This is a genomic window from Citrobacter sp. RHBSTW-01044 (assembly GCF_013781945.1).
GTDB classification, from domain to species: domain Bacteria; phylum Pseudomonadota; class Gammaproteobacteria; order Enterobacterales; family Enterobacteriaceae; genus Citrobacter; species Citrobacter braakii.
The window spans coordinates 1255986-1277653 of sequence record NZ_CP056180.1 but is presented as its reverse complement, the minus strand read 5'-3'; the positions used below and the strand labels follow the sequence as shown (position 1 = coordinate 1277653).

The 21668-nt window shown below is 54.5% G+C and carries 19 protein-coding genes; 4 read left to right on the top strand and 15 right to left on the bottom strand.

Annotated elements, in window-relative coordinates; all coding sequences use genetic code 11:
* Positions 1–67 precede the first annotated feature (67 nt).
* The gene (glyA, locus tag HV352_RS06105; RefSeq protein ID WP_181635283.1) at positions 68–1321 is read right to left on the bottom strand and encodes a serine hydroxymethyltransferase; all 1254 of its coding nucleotides are present in this window, start codon (positions 1319–1321) and stop codon (positions 68–70) included.
* A 326-nt stretch (positions 1322–1647) separates the two neighbouring features.
* Here glyA and hmpA point away from each other — a divergent pair, with 326 nt between their 5' ends.
* On the top strand, positions 1648–2838 hold the full coding sequence (hmpA, locus tag HV352_RS06100) for an NO-inducible flavohemoprotein (protein WP_047358255.1): 1191 nt from the start codon (positions 1648–1650) through the stop codon (positions 2836–2838).
* A 95-nt stretch (positions 2839–2933) separates the two neighbouring features.
* Here the strand turns inward: hmpA and glnB are convergent, their stop codons facing one another.
* The 5 genes from glnB to purL all read right to left on the bottom strand — a co-directional run bounded on the left by glnB (position 2934) and on the right by purL (position 11311).
* Entirely contained in the window at positions 2934–3272 is a 339-nt protein-coding gene (gene glnB, locus HV352_RS06095; protein WP_002914032.1) for a nitrogen regulatory protein P-II, read from the bottom strand.
* Positions 3273–3332: 60 nt separating this feature from the next.
* A complete protein-coding gene (gene glrR, locus HV352_RS06090; RefSeq protein WP_304412487.1) occupies positions 3333–4667 on the bottom strand; it encodes a two-component system response regulator GlrR in 1335 nt (444 codons plus the stop codon).
* On the bottom strand, positions 4667–5410 hold the full coding sequence (gene qseG / locus HV352_RS06085; RefSeq protein ID WP_016157162.1) for a two-component system QseEF-associated lipoprotein QseG: 744 nt from the start codon (positions 5408–5410) through the stop codon (positions 4667–4669). Before qseG ends, glrR begins: the two co-directional genes overlap by 1 nt.
* A 22-nt stretch (positions 5411–5432) precedes the next feature.
* On the bottom strand, positions 5433–6863 hold the full coding sequence (gene qseE / locus HV352_RS06080) for a two component system sensor histidine kinase QseE/GlrK (RefSeq protein ID WP_049282310.1): 1431 nt from the start codon (positions 6861–6863) through the stop codon (positions 5433–5435).
* Positions 6864–7423: 560 nt separating this feature from the next.
* Complete coding sequence (purL, locus tag HV352_RS06075; RefSeq protein ID WP_103766628.1) at positions 7424–11311, bottom strand: phosphoribosylformylglycinamidine synthase; 3888 nt, start codon at positions 11309–11311, stop codon at positions 7424–7426.
* Between the two features lie 257 nt (positions 11312–11568).
* Here purL and mltF point away from each other — a divergent pair, with 257 nt between their 5' ends.
* Positions 11569–13119 (top strand): membrane-bound lytic murein transglycosylase MltF, encoded by a 1551-nt coding sequence (mltF, locus tag HV352_RS06070; protein WP_016157165.1) that lies wholly within the window; start codon positions 11569–11571, stop codon positions 13117–13119.
* A gap of 48 nt (positions 13120–13167) precedes the next feature.
* Here the strand turns inward: mltF and tadA are convergent, their stop codons facing one another.
* The 4 genes from tadA to murQ all read right to left on the bottom strand — a co-directional run bounded on the left by tadA (position 13168) and on the right by murQ (position 16629).
* Positions 13168–13632, bottom strand: coding sequence for a tRNA adenosine(34) deaminase TadA (tadA, locus tag HV352_RS06065; RefSeq protein ID WP_231040546.1), 465 nt, complete (start codon positions 13630–13632; stop codon positions 13168–13170).
* A 90-nt stretch (positions 13633–13722) separates the two neighbouring features.
* The gene (gene yfhb, locus HV352_RS06060; protein ID WP_016157167.1) at positions 13723–14358 is read right to left on the bottom strand and encodes a phosphatidylglycerophosphatase C; all 636 of its coding nucleotides are present in this window, start codon (positions 14356–14358) and stop codon (positions 13723–13725) included.
* A gap of 3 nt (positions 14359–14361) precedes the next feature.
* A complete protein-coding gene (locus HV352_RS06055) occupies positions 14362–15726 on the bottom strand; it encodes a PTS transporter subunit EIIC (protein WP_101700139.1) in 1365 nt (454 codons plus the stop codon).
* Positions 15727–15735: 9 nt separating this feature from the next.
* Positions 15736–16629, bottom strand: a complete 894-nt coding sequence (gene murQ, locus HV352_RS06050) for an N-acetylmuramic acid 6-phosphate etherase (protein WP_016154044.1) — start codon at positions 16627–16629, stop codon at positions 15736–15738.
* A 117-nt stretch (positions 16630–16746) separates the two neighbouring features.
* Here murQ and HV352_RS06045 point away from each other — a divergent pair, with 117 nt between their 5' ends.
* Together HV352_RS06045 and HV352_RS06040 are read left to right on the top strand one after the other, a co-directional pair.
* Positions 16747–17595 (top strand): MurR/RpiR family transcriptional regulator, encoded by an 849-nt coding sequence (locus tag HV352_RS06045; RefSeq protein WP_016154045.1) that lies wholly within the window; start codon positions 16747–16749, stop codon positions 17593–17595.
* 55 nt (positions 17596–17650) lie between these two features.
* Positions 17651–17911, top strand: a complete 261-nt coding sequence (locus HV352_RS06040; protein WP_003037590.1) for a YfhL family 4Fe-4S dicluster ferredoxin — start codon at positions 17651–17653, stop codon at positions 17909–17911.
* Between the two features lie 40 nt (positions 17912–17951).
* Here HV352_RS06040 and acpS read toward each other — a convergent pair whose 3' ends face one another.
* The 5 genes from acpS to rnc form a co-directional block, all read right to left on the bottom strand.
* The gene (gene acpS, locus HV352_RS06035) at positions 17952–18332 is read right to left on the bottom strand and encodes a holo-ACP synthase (RefSeq protein WP_003037588.1); all 381 of its coding nucleotides are present in this window, start codon (positions 18330–18332) and stop codon (positions 17952–17954) included.
* Positions 18332–19063, bottom strand: coding sequence for a pyridoxine 5'-phosphate synthase (gene pdxJ, locus HV352_RS06030; RefSeq protein ID WP_016157172.1), 732 nt, complete (start codon positions 19061–19063; stop codon positions 18332–18334). Before pdxJ ends, acpS begins: the two co-directional genes overlap by 1 nt.
* A 15-nt stretch (positions 19064–19078) precedes the next feature.
* Positions 19079–19807, bottom strand: coding sequence for a DNA repair protein RecO (gene recO, locus HV352_RS06025; RefSeq protein WP_016154047.1), 729 nt, complete (start codon positions 19805–19807; stop codon positions 19079–19081).
* A gap of 132 nt (positions 19808–19939) precedes the next feature.
* Positions 19940–20845: a GTPase Era gene (gene era, locus HV352_RS06020; protein WP_003037581.1), complete on the bottom strand. Its 906-nt coding sequence runs from the start codon at positions 20843–20845 to the stop codon at positions 19940–19942.
* Complete coding sequence (gene rnc / locus HV352_RS06015) at positions 20842–21522, bottom strand: ribonuclease III (RefSeq protein WP_003037579.1); 681 nt, start codon at positions 21520–21522, stop codon at positions 20842–20844. Before rnc ends, era begins: the two co-directional genes overlap by 4 nt.
* Positions 21523–21668 lie beyond the last annotated feature (146 nt).

The following is a 21668-nucleotide window of genomic DNA, read 5'->3' as shown; positions in this document are numbered from 1 at the left end:
TAAGCGCAGCGCTATCAGGCATTAAAAAAGGCCGCATCAGCGGCCTTTCGTTTTGCGTAAAGCAGAATTACGCGTAAACCGGGAAGCGTGCGCAGATATCCAGAACTTTACCTTTGACGCGCTCGATAACGGCTTCGTCATTGATGTTGTCCAGAACGTCACACATCCAGCCAGCCAGCTCTTTCACTTCCGCTTCTTTAAAGCCACGGCGAGTTACAGCCGGAGAACCGATACGGATACCGGAAGTCACAAACGGACTCTTCGGATCGTTCGGCACGCTGTTTTTGTTAACAGTGATGTTAGCGCGGCCCAGTGCGGCGTCAGCTTCTTTACCGGTCAGGTTTTTATCAACCAGATCCAGCAGGAACAGGTGGTTTTCAGTACCGCCAGATACCACTTTGTAGCCACGGTTCAGGAACACTTCCACCATCGCTTTGGCGTTTTTGGCAACCTGCTGCTGGTAAACCTTAAACTCAGGCTCCATCGCTTCTTTCAGCGCCACGGCTTTCGCCGCGATCACGTGCATCAGCGGGCCGCCCTGCGCGCTTGGGAACACCGCGGAGTTCAGTTTTTTGTACAGCTCTTCGTCACCGCCTTTCGCCAGGATCAGGCCGCCGCGCGGACCCGCCAGGGTTTTGTGGGTGGTGGTGGTCACTACGTGTGCGTGTGGAACCGGGTTCGGGTAAACGCCTGCGGCGATAAGGCCCGCAACGTGCGCCATGTCAACGAACAGGTATGCGCCAATGCTGTCGGCGATTTCACGCATTTTTTCCCAGTCAACAACGCCGGAGTAAGCAGAGAAGCCGCCGATGATCATCTTCGGCTTGTGCTCTTTGGCCTGCTTAGCCATATCTTCGTAGTCAATTTTACCGGACTCATCAATACCGTAAGGGATGATGTTGTACAGCTTGCCAGAGAAGTTAACCGGGGAACCGTGAGTCAGGTGGCCGCCTTGCGCCAGGTTCATACCCAGAACGGTATCACCCGGTTGCAGCAGAGCGGTGTAAACAGCGAAGTTAGCCTGGGAGCCGGAGTGCGGCTGTACGTTAGCGTAGTCAGCGCCAAACAGCTCTTTTGCACGATCGATAGCCAATTGCTCAACGATATCAACGTACTCGCAACCGCCGTAGTAGCGCTTGCCCGGATAACCTTCAGCGTATTTGTTGGTCAGCTGAGAACCCTGCGCCTGCATAACACGCGGGCTGGTGTAGTTTTCGGAGGCGATCAGTTCGATGTGCTCTTCCTGACGTACTTTTTCCTGCTCCATAGCCTGCCACAGTTCGGCATCATAATCGGCAATGTTCATTTCACGCTTTAACATCCGCATCTCCTGACTCAGCTAACAATAGAATTTCGGCCTAAAAAGGCAGTCCCGTTGGACGACGGCGAACAGTATAACCGAATCATTCTTCGATAACAGGTCTTGACAAAGGATTTTACGCAAACGATTACCTTCACGGCACGCAAGGCTTTGGAGAACAAAGGTCTGCTGAATTTCAACGGATTTCTTTTCAGGTTTGTGATGCAGATTTTTCACGATGTAACCTTTACAACGCAAAGTGACAAAGAACCATTTACAATGCAGGGGTATTTTTTATAAGATGCATTTGACATACATCATTAAAATTTCAGATAAAGGAAGACCGTATGCTTGACGCACAAACCATCGCTACAGTGAAAGCCACCATTCCCCTGCTGGTTGAAACAGGCCCGAAGCTGACCGCCCATTTCTACGATCGCATGTTTACGCATAACCCAGAGCTGAAAGAAATCTTCAACATGAGTAACCAGCGTAATGGCGATCAGCGGGAAGCGCTGTTTAACGCTATTGCCGCGTATGCCAGCAATATCGAGAACCTGGCGGCGCTGTTGCCTGCCGTTGAGAAAATCGCGCAGAAGCATACCAGCTTCCAAATTAAGCCGGAGCAGTACAACATCGTAGGTGGCCATTTGCTGGCAACGCTGGACGAAATGTTCAGTCCGGGCCAGGAAGTTCTGGATGCATGGGGCAAAGCATACGGCGTGCTGGCGAACGTTTTCATCAACCGTGAAGCGCAGATCTACAGTGAAAATGCCAATAAAAATGGCGGCTGGGAAGGTACCCGTCCTTTCCGCATCGTGGCAAAAACCCCACGCAGTGCACTTATCACCAGCTTTGAATTTGAACCTGTCGACGGTGGCGCAGTGGCTGAATATCATCCGGGGCAATACCTGGGCGTCTGGCTGAAGCCGGAAGGTTTCCCACATCAGGAAATTCGTCAGTACTCACTGACCCGTAAACCCGATGGCAAAGGCTACCGTATTGCTGTGAAGCGTGAAGACGGTGGTCAGGTTTCCACCTGGCTGCACAACCATGCGAATGTGGGCGATGTCGTTCACTTAGCTGCACCTGCGGGCGATTTCTTTATGGACGTTGCGACCGATACCCCAGTGTCTCTGATTTCAGCAGGCGTGGGTCAAACCCCGATGCTGGCGATGCTGGATACGCTGGCAAAAGCGAATCATACGGCGCAGGTTAACTGGTTCCACGCGGCAGAAAATGGCGATGTACATGCCTTTGCCGATGAAGTGAATGAACTGGGCAAAACGCTGCCACGCTTTAGCGCACACACCTGGTATCGTGAGCCAACCGAAGCCGATCGCGCGAAAGGTGCGTTTGATAGTATTGGTCTGATGGATTTGAACAAACTGGAAGGCGCAATCAGCGATCCGGCGATGCAGTTTTATCTGTGCGGTCCGGTTGGCTTTATGCAGTTTGCCGCGAAGCAGCTGGTCGGCCTGGGCGTGAAAAACGAGAACATTCATTACGAATGCTTCGGCCCGCATAAAGTCTTGTAATTACTCATGCCTGATGGCGCTGCGCTTATCAGGCCTACGGGATATTGTAGGCCTGATAAGGTGTTTACACCGCCATCCGGCAAGCACGGCGCGGCTTAGATTGCCGCGTCGTCTTCTTCACCGGTGCGAATACGAATCACGCGTGCCACGTCGAAGACAAAAATCTTACCGTCACCGATTTTACCGGTCTGGGCAGTACGAATAATGGTGTCGACGCAGGTATCGACGATGTCGTCGGTGACCACAATTTCAATTTTTACCTTCGGCAGAAAATCCACCATATATTCCGCACCACGGTACAGCTCAGTATGGCCTTTCTGACGGCCAAACCCTTTCACTTCTGTTACAGTCATACCGGTAATGCCGACTTCAGCCAGCGCTTCGCGGACGTCGTCCAGCTTGAAGGGTTTAATAATCGCATCAATCTTTTTCATGCTATTCCTTGAAAAGGTCGCCTGTCTTTTGATCGAATAAAACTAACATAATCCGCAGATTTATTCTTTGAAATCGTTTGCATCCAGCTCATGGCGAGAGAGCAACTTGTAGAATTCGGTGCGGTTGCGCCCCGCCATTCGCGCCGCATGGGTCACATTGCCCTTGGTGATTTGCAACAGCTTACGCAGGTAGTTGAGTTCAAACTGGTTACGCGCTTCAACAAAGGTCGGCAGCGCGGTATTCTCCCCTTCCAGCGCCTGCTCCACCAGCGCGTCGCTGATCACCGGCGAAGAGGTCAACGCCACGCACTGCTCAATCACGTTAACCAACTGACGCACGTTACCAGGCCAACTGGCGGTCATTAGTCGTTTCATGGCATCGGTCGAAAAGGCGCGCACGAACGGTTTGTGTCGTTCAGCAGACTGGCGCAGCAGATGGTTTGCCAGCAGCGGAATATCTTCCGTACGCTCGGCCAGCGCCGGGATCTTCAGGCTCACCACGTTGAGGCGATAGTACAAATCTTCGCGAAATTCCCCCCGAGCCATCGCTTTGGGTAAATCGCGGTGGGTCGCGGAAACGATCCGCACATCAATATCGATATCGCGGTTACTGCCCAGCGGCCTGACTTTTCGCTCCTGCAATACACGTAGCAATTTAACCTGCAACGGCGCGGGCATATCGCCAATCTCATCGAGAAACAGCGTTCCGCCTTCCGCGGCCTGAAACAGCCCTTCACGATTGCTCACCGCGCCGGTAAAGGCGCCGCGCGCATGACCAAACAGTTCGGACTCCAGCAGTTGTTCCGGCAATGCGCCGCAGTTAATGGCAATAAAGGGCTTGTGGCTGCGCGGGCTGGCGTTGTGAATGGCCTGGGCAAAAACTTCTTTCCCGGTTCCGCTTTGGCCGTTGATCAATACGCTTACGTCCGATTGCGCCACCATGCGCGCCTGTTCCAGCAGGCGCAGCATCAGTGGGCTGCGGGTGACGATGGACTCACGCCAGCTGTCATCAGCGGCAGGCGCAGACTGTTCCAACGCCCCGTCGATCGCATGGTATAACGCGTCTTTATCCACCGGCTTAGTGAGAAAGCTGAACACCCCTTGCTGGGTCGCCGCAACGGCGTCGGGGATGGAACCGTGAGCGGTAAGGATAATAACCGGCATTCCCGGCTGCACTTTCTGGATTTCAGTAAACAGCTGCATGCCGTCCATTTCATCCATGCGCAGATCGCTAATAACCAGATCCACTTTTTCACGGTTCAGTACCCGCAACCCTTCCTGCCCGCTTTCTGCGGTTACGACGCTGTAGCCTTCGCTGGTCAGGCGCATTCCAAGTAATTTCAACAGGCCGGGATCGTCATCCACCAGCAGCAGATGCGCGGGCTTACGGCTTATCATGGCGTGACCTCATCGGCAGACGACGCTGCGCCTTCCTCGTTATCAGGTGGGGTGAGTTTATCGTTCCCGTGCGGCGCATCAGGGTTGTAACTACCGGCAGGTTTGCGCGTGGAAAGCTGGCGTTCGATATCGGTCAGATTCTCCAGCTTGCGGGTCGTGAGATCGAGCTGAGACTGCAAGTGTTGTTGCTGCTGACGTAACGTATCAAGATCGCTGTCTGATGCCTGCTGAAGCTTGCTGTAGCGCATACGCTCTTCGGCCAGTTGCAACTGCAACGTCTGACTGCTGCGCCAGACCTGATACAGCGGCCGTACCTGTGGCGGAATTTGCGGGCTTAATGCGTCGAGGCGCGTAACCGTCTCCCGCCTTTCAGGCGGCGTAATGTTGGCGTTATCAAGCAGGATCCCGCGCCTGAAAGCCCCCTGCCAGGTATCAGGCATCATCGTGCTGGCTTCACTACGCGCCTGTACCGGCATCAGGCGATTGGCGCAATCCATCGCCCGCAGCCAGTACAGCGGATTGGTCTCTGTGGGCTGACCAGACAGCGACCAGATATCGCTACAGTCGGTAGCAAGGTAGTCCGCCAGTTGATGAGGCGGAATTTTCTCCTGCGAAGGGTCGCCGATAATATGATTCACCGCGTTCGGGACGCAGCCTACCAGCGCCAGACACGGCAGGCTTGCGAGGATGACGCGACGGAAAAAATGTCGTTTAAGCATTCGGACAACAACGTATGGCATACTCACCAGACTTAGGTTTATTTTAGTGATTTTTCGCTGCAGATAGCGGCAGTTCTATGCGAAAACAAACGTTTTGCGCATGCTCATCAACCAGATACAGTTTGCCCCGCATACGGCGGATGCAATCTCTGGCAATGCTCAGCCCCAACCCGCTTCCTTTTACCGCCCCTTTTCGCTGATGGCTACCCTGGAAAAAAGGCTCGAAGATCATGGTCTGTTCTGCTTCTGGAATCGGTGTGCCGGTATTCATTACATCAATGTATACCATTGAGCCATGCAAACTGCTGCGGATCCAAATGTTACCGGATTCAGCGCCATAGTGCACCGCATTGGAATAAAGATTGTCCAGCACGCTCATCAATAGCATCGGTTCTGCCAGGCAGGCGTTCACCGCAAGCGCAACATCAGTATGTATCATTTTGGCGCGAGCGGGCAGGCTATGTGCAGAAACAACGCTTTCCACTAGCGGCGCGATTTCCACACGTTCAAGCTCAACCTCGTCATCCGCCAGCTTGCGGTTGTAATCGAGCAGTTGCTCAATCAGTTTTTGCAGGTTGCGGCTACTGTCATCAAGAATACCGACCACCTCTTTTTGCTCTGGCGTTAACGGCCCAACGACCTGATCGGCTAACAGCTCGGTACCTTCGCGCATGCTCGCCAGAGGCGTTTTTAGCTCATGGGACAGGTGGCGTAAAAACTGATGTCGTTGTGACTCCAGCCAGGAGAGACGTTCGCTCAGCCAGATAATGCGCTGGCCCACGGACCGCAGCTCCCGGGGTCCCGTAAATAATACGCTATCGCCCAGCGAGCGCCCTTCCCCCAGACGATTGATCATTTTTTCTATGCCCTTCACCGGACCGATTATCATGCGGGTAAACAGCAACACCATCGCCAGGCTGACAAGAAACAGCACCAGCGCCTGCCAGCCAAAGAACTGCCCACGTTCGGCGATTTCCTGCTGTAGCTGCTGCCCACGAGAAAAGACGACCGTGCGCGTCGCTTGTACCATTTCAGTATTGGCACTGGCGAAAGCGTCCAGCCGCGCCGCCGCCACGCTATCAGGACCACTGTTGGTGCACTGTAACTGCGCGAGATCGTTGAGGTCCTGACGCAGTGCCTGATAAAGCTTGGTATCCGGCAACACACCCGCATGCGCATCCAGCATGTCGCTGTAGCGTTTACGTTGGCTCTGGTAAACCTTAGCCAGCGTTGGGTCATCAAGCACACAGTATTGCCGGTAGCTACGCTCCATCTCCAGCGCGGCATTGGTCATCGCTTCACTGCGTCTGGCGTCAATCAGCGTGGTTTGGTTCGTCAGCGCCGCCTGCGCGCTCAGGGCATTCAGACTTTGCCACGCCTGCCAGGCCAAAACTAACAACGGCAGCAGGATAAGCAAAAATGCCAACGTAACCAATTGACGTAAAGATCGGGGGAAAACAGACCAGCGCTTCAAGGCGTTACTCTCAATGGACAGGAATAGGTTGATGCTAACTGAGGGGAACGTCAGATACAACAAAGCCGGGATTAACCCGGCTTTGTTGTGGAATAAGGCGGTGCCTAACTCGACGTTTCGCCCGAAGGTTGATATGAGCGATGCTAATATCAGATGTTGGACGGCAGGCACCTTGTTGTGCGTCATTCGAAGTTTATGTAGCACGTCCCGAAGGGGCTGACATAAGAAGGTGAATGAGCCACTGGGCTATATTATGCAGCATCTGTGCCAATATTCAAAACACTTTATTAACACAATGATAAATATAGAAAATGTTCTTATTCATATGAAAAATGATTTTGGCTATTTTTCACCCTTACTGTCGCCAATCAGCAACACCCACAGCACTTAAAAACAAATTCATTGTAAATCATATAATTAAATGTCTCTTTTTAGCGACAACGTAACCCCACCTATGTCGGGATTTCCCGACACTTAAACGCATTGTCGGATAGCGGCATACAAAATGACTGACAAAAAAAAGCCCCTCACGCAGAGGGGCTTAAAGGTTATCGAGCTGATTACCCGAGTTGTTTACGCGCGTTGCGGAAGATACGCATCCACGGGCTGTCCTCGCCCCAGTTTTCCGGGTGCCAGGAGTTGCTCACGGTACGGAATACGCGTTCCGGGTGCGGCATCATAATGGTGACGCGACCATTTTCAGTAGTAACGGCAGTAATTCCGTTCGGCGAACCATTCGGGTTAGCCGGGTAGGTCTCGGTCACCTTACCGAAGTTATCAACGTAGCGCAGCGCCACCAGTCCCTTACTCTCCAGCGCGGCCAGATGTGCGCCGTCACGCACTTCCACACGGCCTTCACCGTGAGAAACGGCAATCGGCATCATCGAACCAACCATATCGGCAAGCAGTAAAGACGGGCTTTGCGTCACTTCGACCAGGCTGAAGCGGGCTTCAAAACGATCGGAGTGGTTACGCACAAAGCGTGGCCACAGCTCGCTTCCCGGGATCAGTTCACGCAGGTTAGACATCATCTGGCAACCGTTACACACCCCGAGCGCCAGCGTTTGCGGGCGATGGAAGAAGGTTTCGAACTCATCACGGACGCGGTTGTTGAACAGAATCGACTTCGCCCAGCCTTCCCCTGCGCCGAGCACATCGCCATAAGAGAACCCGCCACAAGCGACCAGCGCCTGGAAGTTACCCAGACCGATACGTCCGCCCAGCAGGTCGCTCATATGCACATCGATGGCGTCAAAGCCCGCACGGTGGAAGGCAGCCGCCATTTCAACGTGGGAGTTCACGCCCTGCTCGCGCAGCACGGCCACTTTTGGACGCGCGCCGGTAGCGATGTACGGGGCGGCAACATCTTCGTTGATATCAAACGACAGTTTAACGTTGAGGCCAGGATCGGCATCGTTGGTTTTCGCGTCGTGTTCCTGATCGGCACACTCCGGGTTGTCGCGCAGACGCTGCATCTGCCAGGTGGTTTCCGCCCACCACATGCGCAGCGTGGTGCGGCTTTCGCTGAACACCGGCTGACCGTTGGCGCTCAGGGTGAAACGGTCACCCGTTACCGCCTGGCCGAGATAGTGCACGCAATCTGCCAGGCCATGTTGTGCCAGCAACACCTCAACCGCTTCACGGTCAGCAGCGCGAACCTGGATCACTGCGCCCAGCTCTTCATTAAACAGCGCCGCCAGACGATCGTCACCCAGAGAGTGGATATCAGCGTCAATACCGCAGTGACCGGTGAAGGCCATTTCCGCCAGCGTAACCAGCAGTCCGCCGTCGGAACGGTCATGGTAGGCCAGCAGCTTACGCTGCGCGACCAGCGCCTGAATGGCGTCGTAGAAGCCTTTCAGTTGCTCAACGTTACGCACGTCGGCAGGCTTATCGCCCAGTTGACGATAAACCTGTGCCAGCGCCGTCGCGCCCAGCGCGTTGTGACCAAGACCGAGGTCAATCAGCAGCAGGGCGTTGTCTTCAGTAGAGAGCTGTGGGGTTATCGTGTGGCGCACGTCTTCCACGCGGGCAAAGGCGGTGATCACCAGCGACAGCGGCGAAGTCATTTCACGCTGCTCATTACCTTCCTGCCAGCGGGTTTTCATCGACATAGAGTCTTTGCCCACCGGAATAGTCAGGCCAAGCGCCGGACATAATTCTTCCCCAACGGCTTTTACCGCTTCGTACAGCCCGGCATCTTCACCGGGGTGACCCGCAGCCGCCATCCAGTTAGCCGACAGTTTAATGCGTTTGATATCGCCAATCTGCGTTGCCGCAATGTTAGTCAGCGCTTCACCTACCGCCAGACGCGCAGAGGCCGAGAAATCCAGTAGCGCAACTGGCGCACGCTCACCGATAGACATCGCTTCACCGTAGTAGCTATCCAGGCTTGCGGTGGTGACCGCGCAGTTGGCTACCGGGATCTGCCACGGACCAACCATCTGGTCACGCGCCACCATGCCGGTAACGGTACGGTCGCCGATCGTTACGAGGAACGTTTTCTCAGCGACAGTCGGCAGATGCAGCACGCGGTTAACCGCATCTGCAATCGAGATTTCGCCACGATTCAGGGCGTCGCCTTTGGCTTTCAGCGTCTGCACATCGCGGGTCATTTTCGGGGTTTTACCCAGCAGCACATCAAGCGGCATGTCGATCGGCTGGTTATCGAAGTGGCTGTCGCTCAGTGTGAGATGCTGTTCTTCGGTGGCCTCACCGATCACCGCATACGGCGCGCGCTCGCGCTTACACAGTTCGTCAAACAGCGGTAGCTGGTCAGCGGCAACCGCCAGCACATAGCGCTCCTGGGATTCGTTACACCAGATTTCCAGCGGGCTCATACCCGGCTCGTCGCTAAGAATATCGCGCAGCTGGAACTTACCGCCGCGACCGCCATCGCTTACCAACTCCGGCATGGCGTTAGACAGACCGCCTGCGCCAACGTCATGGATAAACAGGATCGGGTTCGCATCGCCCATCTGCCAGCAGCGGTCGATAACTTCCTGGCAACGACGTTCCATTTCCGGGTTGTCGCGCTGTACCGAAGCGAAATCAAGATCGGCATCAGACTGGCCGGAAGCCATAGAGGAGGCCGCCCCGCCGCCAAGCCCGATGTTCATCGCCGGACCGCCGAGGACGATCAGCTTGGCGCCAACGACGATCTCACCTTTTTGCACGTGATCGGCACGGATGTTACCGATCCCCCCCGCCAGCATGATCGGTTTATGGTAACCGCGTAGCTCTTCGCCGTTGTGGCTGTTGACCTTTTCTTCGTAGGTGCGGAAGTAGCCGGTCAGCGCCGGACGACCGAATTCGTTGTTAAACGCCGCGCCGCCCAACGGACCTTCGGTCATGATATCGAGCGCGGTAACAATACGGTCCGGCTTACCAAAGTCTTCTTCCCACGGCTGTTCAAAGCCAGGAATACGCAGGTTGGAAACGGAGAAGCCCACCAGCCCGGCTTTCGGTTTTGCACCACGACCGGTTGCACCCTCGTCGCGGATTTCGCCGCCGGAGCCGGTAGCCGCGCCCGGCCACGGAGAGATAGCCGTCGGGTGGTTGTGGGTTTCAACCTTCATCAGGATGTGGGCTGGCTCCTGATGGAAATCGTAGCGGCCGGTTTTGTGGTCGGCAAAGTAGCGGCCCACTTCAGAACCTTCCATTACCGCGGCGTTGTCTTTATAGGCAGACAGCACGTGGTCCGGCGTGGTTTCGAAAGTGTTTTTAATCATCTTGAACAACGACTTGGGCTGCTGTTTACCGTCGATAACCCAGTCGGCGTTAAAAATTTTGTGGCGGCAGTGCTCGGAGTTAGCCTGCGCAAACATGTACAGTTCAATGTCGTTCGGGTTGCGTCCCAGTTTGGTAAACGCATCCTGCAGATAGTCGATTTCGTCTTCCGCCAGCGCCAGACCCAGACGCAGGTTAGCGTCGATCAGCGCCTGGCGTCCCTCACCCAGCAGATCAACACTGGAGACCGGCGCAGGCTGGTGATGGACAAACAGTTTTTCGGCATCGTTCAGCGCAGAGAAAACCGTTTCCATCATGCGGTCGTGCAGTTCGTCGGCAACCATCTGCCACTGCTCAGCGGTCAGCGTAGAGGCTTCTACATACCAGGCAATGCCACGTTCCAGACGGCTAATCTGTTGCAGGCCGCAGTTGTGGGCAATATCAGTCGCTTTAGAAGACCACGGGGAGATGGTGCCAGGGCGAGGCGTAACCAGCAGCAGTTTGCCTTCAGGGGCATGGCTGTGAAGAGCAGGACCATATTTCAGCAGGCGTACAAGCTGGGCGTGCTCATCCTCATTCAACGGTGCATTCAGATCGGCAAAATGGACGTACTCGGCGTAAATATTGTGGACCTGGAGGTTGGCAGCCTGAAAACGTGCCAGCAGTTTGTTAATACGGAATGCAGACAGTGCAGGTGAACCACGCAGAATTTCCATCATAAGTCTCTCGTCTTCTAAGCTTTCGGTGTGCCCAAGTGGGGGAAACGGGCGTCATTATAAAGAATCTACCGCGCCGACGAAACCGTTTGCGTCGAAATAAAATCACGACCGTCTCTTATCATCAAATGCGGTCTGGTTTCTGAATAAGTTGCCAACTGACGCAAGTTTAAGCAAAATGCCGCTCATTAATGACGACTTCACTTCTTAATCATCACCACAGCAGGCAGAGACAACGTACGGTTCAGAGAATTAACTAATTGAAAAAATTAAAGATTAATTATCTGTTCATCGGCATATTAACGCTGTTGTTGGCAGCGGCCCTCTGGCCATCTATTCCCTGGTTCGGTAAAGCCGAAAATCGTATCGCCGCCATTCAGTCGCGGGGAGAACTGCGCGTCAGTACCCTCGACTCGCCGTTAACTTACGCGACCCTCAACGGTAAGAAATTCGGCCTGGATTATGAACTGACTCAGGCGTTCGCCAACTACCTGGGCGTGAAGTTAAAAGTCACCGTGCGCCAGAACATCAGCCAGCTCTTTGACGACCTGGATAACGGCCATGCCGATCTGTTAGCCGCAGGCCTGGTATATAACAGCGAGCGGGTGAAAAATTACCAGCCCGGCCCAACCTACTATTCGGTTTCACAACAGTTGGTGTATCGGGTTGGGCAATACCGCCCGCGCACTCTTGCCACTGTGAACGAAAATCAGCTGACCATCGCCCCGGGACACGTGGTGGTTAACGATCTCCAGTTACTTAAAGAGAATAAATTTCCCGATCTGAGCTGGAAGGTGGATGACAAAAAGGGCACTACTGAACTGCTTGATGATGTTATCGCCGGGAAGCTGGATTACACCATTGCTGATTCCGTCGCCATCAGCTTATACCAGCGCGTACATCCTGAACTGGCCGTAGCGCTGGACGTATCTGACGAACAGCCGGTGACCTGGTTTAGTCGCCTGGACGATGACAACACGCTGTCTGCCGCCCTGTTGGATTTTTTTAACACCATGAATGAAGACGGCTCTCTGGCGCGACTAGAAGAAAAGTATCTCGGACATGGCGATGATTTTGACTATGTTGATACCCGCACCTTTTTACGCGCCGTAGACAGCGTATTGCCGGACCTTAAGCCGCTGTTTGAGAAATATGCGCAGGAGATAGACTGGCGACTGCTCGCCGCAATCTCTTATCAGGAGTCGCACTGGGACGCGCAGGCCACTTCCCCGACCGGCGTACGCGGGTTGATGATGCTGACCAAAAATACCGCTCAAAGTCTCGGACTGACCGACCGTACCGATGCCGAACAAAGCATCAGCGGCGGTGCACGGTATTTGCAGGATATGATGAGTAAAGTGCCCGATACCGTCCCCGAAGGGGAACGCATCTGGTTTGCGCTCGCAGCCTACAACATGGGTTATGCGCACATGCTGGATGCACGGGCGCTGACAGTGAAAACCAAAGGCAATCCGAACAGTTGGTCCGACGTAAAACAGCGTCTGCCGCTGCTCAGCCAAAAGCCGTATTACAACAAGCTGACCTATGGTTATGCGCGAGGCCACGAAGCCTACGCTTATGTAGAAAATATCCGTAAGTACCAGATTAGCCTGGTGGGGTATCTGCAGGAGAAAGAAAAACGGGCGCTTGAAACGCAGCAACTGGCGCAGGATTACCCGGCGGTGACGCCGGCAGAGCTAATAGGTAAAGATGAATTGCCGCTTTCGGCGTTTCTGTCTCAGACGTCGTCAAATTACCTGTCGCACTCCCCTTCCCTGCTGTTTTCACCGCAGAAAAAAGAGGACAAGTAGCCTCGTAGGCCTGATAAGCGCAGCGTCATCAGGCAATCAGACCGGCATTTACAAATTGGCGTTTTTTTTCAGCGCTTTGATTTCCTGACGACGCATGCGGAAGAAATCACTGAGCAACGTGGCGCATTCATCTCGTAGCACCCCTTCGGTCACCTCCACCCGATGATTCATTCCAGGGTGATGCAGTACATCCATTAATGACCCGGCTGCCCCCGTTTTCGCATCGCGCGCGCCAAAAACGACCTGGCCGATACGGCTGTGCACCATCGCGCCTGCGCACATCACACACGGCTCCAGAGTGACATACAGCGTGGTATCCAACAGACGGTAGTTTTGCAGCACCAGGCCGCCCTGACGCAGCGCCATAATTTCAGCGTGGGCAGTCGGATCATGGTGACCAATCGGACGGTTCCAGCCTTCGCCAATCACGCGGTTGTTATGTACCAATACCGCGCCCACCGGGACTTCACGCTCATCCCAGGCGCGCTTAGCCAGCGTTAAAGCATGACGCATCCAGTATTCGTGGCTAAATTCAACTTCAGACAAAGGGGGTAACTCCAGTAATCAAAGCGGGCGCATTATACACAGACGCTATCGTTTACTCTATTCGAGTTGTTGCAGCTCTCCGCGCGGCGTGACGCGCCAGCGATGCTGGCAAAAAGAGAGCAGAGGATTGTCCTGATTACTGTCGCTGTAGCCACTGTAAAGCTGAAGCGGCGCACCAATGTGGCGTTCCAGTTGCGTCACTTTCTCATGGCCCAGACAGCGCAGAGGCAGTACCCACCCGCCGAATCCCCGCGCCATTTTACTGGCGATCAGATTGACACGCGGTAGCCACGGCGTGTCGAAGTACACCTGCTCGACCAGCGACTGCGGGGAGCCAGTGATAAGCCAGATTTCGGCGTCAGAGCTTAACAGGTAGGTTGTCAGCCGCTGCTGCACGAGCGGAAAGGCCGTCACGTTACTGCGAAACCAGCGCACAAAGTCAGCCTGATGCCCTTTCAGACGCGCCTCGCTACGACCAAAAGTGCATCCCCATAACAGCAGGCTCATTGGCCAGCGGGCGGCGCGCCCTTGTATCAGCAGCGCCAGCGCAATCACCGGTAGCAGAGGCAGCACAAGCAACGCGTTCAGCGGCTGGCGACGCAGCAGATAACGTATAAAGCTACCGAACATATCCTGCTGATGTAACGTGCCATCCAAATCAAAAAAAACAACGCGGCGCTGGTGATTGGTCAAACCTTATTCCTCTGGATCGTTGAACCCCAATAGCCAGGTAAACAGGAACCCGGCGATAACTGCTACCAGATAGCCTAACAGATAGAACATCACTTTTCCGGCAACAATCGTCAGTGCCAGCGGCAAACCGGAGATGCCAAAGGTGATAACCGTCGCCACCTTCCAGTAGCTAATCAGCGCCCCGCCTACCGCTCCGCCAAGGCAGGCACCGATAAACGGTTTACCCAACGGCAGCGTGACGCCAAAAATAAGCGGCTCGCCAATGCCCAGCAGCCCGACCGGCAGCGCTCCTTTGATCACTTTCTTTAGCCGCGCATTGCGGGTTTTCATCAACACCGCTATCGCAGCCCCTACTTGTCCAACGCCTGCCATCGCCAGGATAGGAAAGAGCGCGTTATAACCGTGTGCCTGTACCAGCTCAACGTGGATGGGCACCAACCCTTGATGAAGTCCGGTGAGCACCAATGGCAGGAAAGTTCCCGCTAGTATGGCACCAACCAGGAAACCGCCGCGGTCGATAGCCCAGGATGCGCCGTGAGCGATAGATTCAGAAATCCAGCCTCCAAGCGGTTGTAGCGCCACAATCGCGATGGCCCCGGTAATGATGGTGGTCAGCAGCGGGTTAAGAATAAGCTCCAGCGATTCCGGCAACAGCTCGCGGAATTTGCGCTCGATCCAACACATCAGCGCAACCACCAGCAGCACTGCGATCACCCCGCCGCGCCCCGGCTGCAACGCTTCGCCAAACAGGGTAATCTGCGCCAGCTGCGGACTGGAGAGGATCCCCGCCATCACCCCGCCCATCGCCAGAGAGCCGCCGAAGACTTTGGCGGTATTCACCCCAACCAGAATATTCATGATGGCAAACACGGCGCTGCCAAATATGCCCATCAGCCCCAGCATATTCGGATAATGGGTCGCAAAATCCCCCACGATATCCGGTCGCTTAAGGATGTTTATAATGCCGGTGATCAAACCGGAGGCGATAAACGCAGGAATAAGAGGGATAAAGACGTTCGCCAGCTTGCGCAGCGCATCGCTCATTGGCGCTTTGTACTTCGCTTTGGCCTCTGATTTGGTGCGCTCGATATTATTCACATCTGCACGCTCGCCGCCACCGGCAATCAGGGAGCGCATGGCATCCACCACCTTGGCAGCTTTACCGGGGCCGACGATTATCTGATGCTGCGCGCCCTGCTTCACGTAACCGCTAACACCGGGCAGTTGCCTGAGACGGGGAATATCAATCTGACCGTCATCCTGAACTTCCACCCTGACACGAGTCATACAGTTTTCCAGGCGCAGAATATTTTGCTCTCCACCTACGCCCAGCAGAATGTCGCTGGCCAGCACCGCCGTCTTATCCATATACACCTCTTAGTGTTCTAACGCCGCGCGTAAAAAACCCTGGTGAGCGGCAAGCTTTTCACGGGCGGCAGCGGCATCCAGGCCGGTGAGCGCCATTAAAATCGCTGGCTTAACGTCAAAATCAGTCTGCTTTAACAGCGCTTGCGCCTGTTCACGCGCAATGCCGGTGGCTTCAACCACCATACGGCACGCCCGATCGACCAGTTTGACGTTGGTTGCCTGCATATCCACCATCAGGTTCTGGTACACCTTGCCAAATTTCACCATCGCACCGGTGGAGATCATATTGAGCACCAGTTTTTGCGCGGTGCCGGATTTCAGCCGTGTTGACCCGGTCAACGCCTCCGGTCCCACCACCGGGGAGATCGCAATATCCGCTTCATGCGCGACAGGAGAATCCGGATTGCAGGAAATAGCCGCCGTCGTACAACCCACCGAACGCGCATATTTCAGCCCGCCAATCACATACGGCGTGCGACCTGAAGCCGCCAGACCAACCACCAGATCCTGTGCGGTAAGGTTGAGTGCGCGCAGATCGTCCTCGCCTAACTGCGGGTTATCTTCCGCGCCTTCTACCGCCTTGAGCAGCGCGCCCGGCCCCCCGGCAATCAGCCCAACCACCAGACCATGCGGTACACCGAAGGTCGGTGGGCACTCAGACGCGTCCAGCACTCCAAGACGTCCGCTGGTACCTGCGCCCATGTAAATAATGCGTCCACCGGCTTTTAACGCGTTGGCTGCCGCATCGACCGCACACGCAACTTGAGGCAGAGTTGCTTTTACTGCTTCCGCTACCAGCGTATCCTGTTGATTAAATCGATGAACCAACTCCAACGTTGAGAGCGCATCCAGATCCATGGTCTGTGGATTGCGGGTTTCTGAAACTAATGCACCGAGATTCATTTTTTGTTCCTTAGGAATTTTTAATTCATAATAATCTGTCATAATGGAATATTATATTCATCCAGGCGAGTGAAATTTTGTTTTGCAATCGCCATCACGTTTTCGCCAGGAGACAGCATGAACTGTTTAATTCGCATTCGTCAGCGTTACCCGGACCTCGCGCAAAGCGATAAAAAACTTGCGGATTATCTTCTTGCTCAGCCGGATACCGCGCGTCATCTCAGCTCACAGCAGCTGGCCTTTGAAGCAGGCGTCAGCCAGTCCAGCGTGGTGAAGTTCGCGCAAAAGATGGGCTTTAAAGGGTTTCCGGCGCTGAAATTGGCGATTAGCGAAGCGTTGGCCAGCAATCCCAACCCTCATTCCATTCCGGTGCATAATCAGATTCGCGGTGACGACCCCATGCGTATGGTGGGCGAAAAACTGATTAAAGAGAACGTGGCGGCGATGCATGCGACGCTGGACGTCAACAGCGAAGAGAAACTGATAGAGAGCGTCACGATGCTGCGCTCAGCCCGGCGCATTATCCTGACCGGGATTGGCGCATCGGGTCTGGTAGCGCAGAATTTTGCCTGGAAACTGCTAAAGATTGGGTTTAACGCGGTGGTTGAACGCGATATGCACGCCCTGCTGGCGGCGGTGCAGGCGCTTTCACCCAACGATCTGCTGCTGGCCATTTCGTATACCGGAGAACGCCGCGAACTCAACCTGGCTGCGGATGAAACGTTGCGCGCCGGAGCCAAAATTCTCGCCATCACCGGATTTACCCCTAACGCCCTGCAACAGCGCGCAACTCATTGTCTGTACACGATTGCTGAAGAACAGGCCACACGCAGCGCAGCGATTTCCTCTACCCATGCGCAAATGATGCTCACTGATTTACTATTTATGGCGCTGGTGCAGCAAGATCTGGAGCATGCTCCGGAACGCATTCGCCACAGCGAAGCACTGGTAAAAAAACTGGTCTGAGCAAAGAATGCGCGTATAATGCCCGCCCGATTTGTGATGTTTTGAGAGTTTCCTGATGGCCCTGTTAATCACTAAAAAGTGTATCAATTGCGATATGTGCGAGCCCGAATGCCCGAATGAGGCGATTTCGATGGGTGACAGCATTTACGAGATTAACAGCGACAAGTGTACGGAATGCGTAGGCCATTACGACACGCCAACCTGCCAGAAGGTGTGCCCGATCCCCAATACTATTTTGAAAGATCCGGCACATGTCGAAACGGAAGAGCAGCTGTGGGATAAGTTTGTACTAATGCACCACGCCGATAAGCTGTAACGTTGCCTGATGACGCTATGCTTATCAGGCCGACGAAACGTTAGCTCTCGATGATCACCGTGGCGCAGGCGTAGTGACGCTCATCGGCCAGCGTCACATGCATATGTGCGACGCCGAGTTTTTCCGCCAGTTTTAACGCCTCCCCCCATAACCGCAGACGCGGCTTACCGAGTTCGTCGTTAAAGACTTCAAACTGATTAAACGCCAGACCGTTGCGAATACCGGTACCAAAGGCTTTTGCTGCCGCCTCTTTGACCGCAAAACGCTTCGCCAGAAAGCGCACCGGTTGCTGATGCGTCTCCCAGATTGCCCATTCGTTGTCGCTGAGCACGCGTCTTGCCAGACGGTCGCCGGAACGGGAGATCACCGCTTCGATGCGGGCAATCTCCACGATATCCGTACCTAATCCCAGAATCGCCATTAGCCACGCGCTTCCAGCATCAGGCGCTTCATTTCGACTACTGCATCTTTCAGACCGCTCATCACCGCGCGGCCGATAATGGCATGGCCAATGTTCAACTCGTGCATTTCCGGGATCCGGGCGATGGCTTTAACGTTGTGGTACGTCAGGCCGTGACCCGCATTAACCTTCAGGCCAAGGCTGGCGGCAAAGGTCGCCGCTTTGGCGATACGCGCCAGTTCGCTGGCCTGTTCAGCGTCGGTTTTCGCATCGGCGTAACAGCCGGTGTGAATTTCGATGTACGGCGCGCCGACTTCAGCAGCGGCCTTAATCTGTTCGTCATCAGCATCGATAAACAGCGAAACCAGAATGCCTGCGTCCGCCAGGCGTTTGCAGGCATCGCGCATCTTGTCACGCTGACCCGCGACATCCAGGCCACCTTCAGTCGTCACTTCCTGGCGTTTTTCCGGCACCAGGCAGCAAAAATGCGGCTTAGTCTCAACGGCAATCGCCAGCATCTCTTCGGTTACCGCCATTTCCAGATTCATACGCGTATCCAGCGTCTGGCGCAAAATGCGCACGTCGCGATCGGTAATATGGCGACGGTCTTCACGCAAGTGCACGGTAATGCCGTCTGCGCCCGCCTGCTCAACGATAAACGCCGCCTGAACCGGGTCAGGGTATGCGGTGCCGCGTGCATTACGTAAAGTGGCAATGTGGTCAATGTTGACGCCTAACAGTAATTCGGCCATGGCAATCCATCCTCGTTAATCATTTTTTGTTTTTACTGCGCGTTTTGGCATAAATTGCCGGAACAGTTCCCGGCTTTTTAACGGCTTACCACCAAGATACGGCTTTAACGCCATGCGGGTAAAGCGTTTCGCGGCGCGAAGCGTATCAGCATCCGGAAATTCCCGCGATTCGAGTGCTTTCAGATGGCGTCCGGTAAAGGTGGCGTTATCAATCACTACGCTTGCGATAAACCCTTTTTCTTCCCGATAACGATAGGTCATGGTGTCGTCCACCGGCTCGCCACTACCCGCACAGTGGGTAAAATCGACGCCGTACCCCAGATGTCCAAGTAAGGCCAGCTCAAAGCGACGCAGCGCAGGCTCTGGCGAACCCGTCGCGCCAGCCAGCGCCTGAATACAGTTCAGGTAGTCGAAAAAGAGTTCAGAAAAGCGGGTCTCATACTCAAGTACGCGAGAGATAAGCTCGTTGATATACAAGCCGCTGTACAGTGTGATACCGCTAAGGGGGAGAGCCAGAGAAACGGCTTCGGCACTGCGTAAGGTTTTGACCTCACCACGTCCACCAAAGCGAAGCAACAACGGAGTAAAAGGCTGGAGCGCGCCTTTGAGATTAGAACGTTTGGAGCGCGCGCCTTTAGCCACCAGGCGCACACGACCCGATTCTTCCGTGAAGACGTCCAGCACGAGACTGGTTTCGCTCCACGGGCGGCTATGCAGGACAAAAGCGCGTTGCCATCCTTCCATCATACCCGCCGTCTTTCAAGCTGCAGGTGTGTTGGCTGCGCCCACTCACCCCAGTCACTCACTTGAGTAAGCTCCCGAGGATCTGCGGTCTTGCCGCCTTCCTGCACCTCGAAAGCCATAACCTATGAAAAATTAGACGTCGTCGCCGTAACCGAGGCTACGCAACGCGCGCTCGTCATCGGCCCAGCCGGATTTCACTTTCACCCACAGCTCGAGGTGAACGGGCGCTTCGAACATCTCCTGCATGTCTTTACGCGCTTCGATGCCGATGGTTTTAATTTTGGCCCCTTTGTTGCCAATAACCATCTTCTTCTGCCCTTCACGTTCAACGAGGATCAGCCCGTTAATATCGTAACCACCGCGTTCGTTAGAGATAAAACGTTCAATCTCCACGGTAACGGAGTACGGCAGTTCAGCCCCCAGAAAACGCATCAGCTTTTCACGGATGATTTCAGAAGCCATAAAGCGCTGAGAACGGTCGGTGATGTAATCTTCCGGGAAGTGATGAATGGCTTCCGGCAGGTGCTTACGCACGATGCCCGCAACGGTATCAACATTCAGGCCGGTTTCGGCAGAAATCGGGACAATATCAAGGAAGTTCATCTGGCTTGCCAGGAACTGCAGGTGCGGCAGTAAATCGGCTTTTTCCTGAACGTTGTCCACTTTGTTCACAGCCAGAATAACCGGGGCTTTACCGTCGCGCAGCTTGTTGAGCACCATTTCGTCGTCCGGCGTCCAGCGGGTGCCTTCCACAACGAAAATAACCAGTTCAACATCACCAATCGAGCTGCTTGCCGCTTTGTTCATCAGGCGGTTGATCGCCCGCTTTTCTTCCATATGCAGGCCCGGGGTATCAACATAAATCGCCTGATACGCACCTTCGGTATGGATGCCAACAATACGGTGACGTGTTGTCTGAGCCTTACGTGAGGTAATGGAAATCTTCTGCCCAAGCAGATTATTCAACAGGGTGGATTTGCCGACGTTCGGGCGACCGACGATGGCAATAAATCCGCAGTAAGTTTTCTCTTCGCTCATTCCAGCTCCAGTTTTTTCAACGCCTGTTCGGCGGCAGCCTGCTCAGCCTTACGACGGCTCGAACCTGTGCCAACCACCGGTTCACTCAGGCCGCTGACCTGGCAGTGGATAGTAAATTCTTGATCGTGTGCTTCACCACGAACCTGCACCACCAGATAGGACGGTAGCGGCAGGTGGCGACCCTGCAAATATTCCTGCAGGCGCGTTTTCGGATCTTTTTGTTTATCGCCTGGGCTAATTTCATCCAGACGAGTCTGATACCAGTTCAGGATCAGTTGTTCAACGGTTTGAATATCGCTGTCGAGGAAGACGCCGCCGATCAAAGCTTCAACGGTATCTGCCAGGATCGATTCACGACGGAAACCGCCGCTTTTCAGCTCGCCTGGCCCCAAACGTAAACATTCACCGAGGTCAAACTCACGGGCTAATTCAGCCAGCGTATTGCCGCGAACCAGCGTCGCGCGCATGCGACTCATATCACCTTCATCCACACGCGGAAAACGGTGATACAGCGCATTAGCGATAACAAAGCTCAGAATAGAGTCGCCTAAAAATTCTAAACGCTCGTTATGTTTGCTGCTGGCGCTACGGTGAGTTAATGCCTGCTGCAACAGCTCCTGATGATTAAAAGTGTAGCCCAGCTTCCGTTGAAGCCGATTAATTACGATGGGGTTCATGCGATACCAATAAATGAATGCGTCAACAATTCAGCACACGAAACAGACCTGATATACGCATTTCGCTTAGCCATCCCGCTTCGGCTGAATGCATTTATACACAAACCAACGCTGTTTCGTGTGCCGTGGCAACCTGTCGGTGCCAA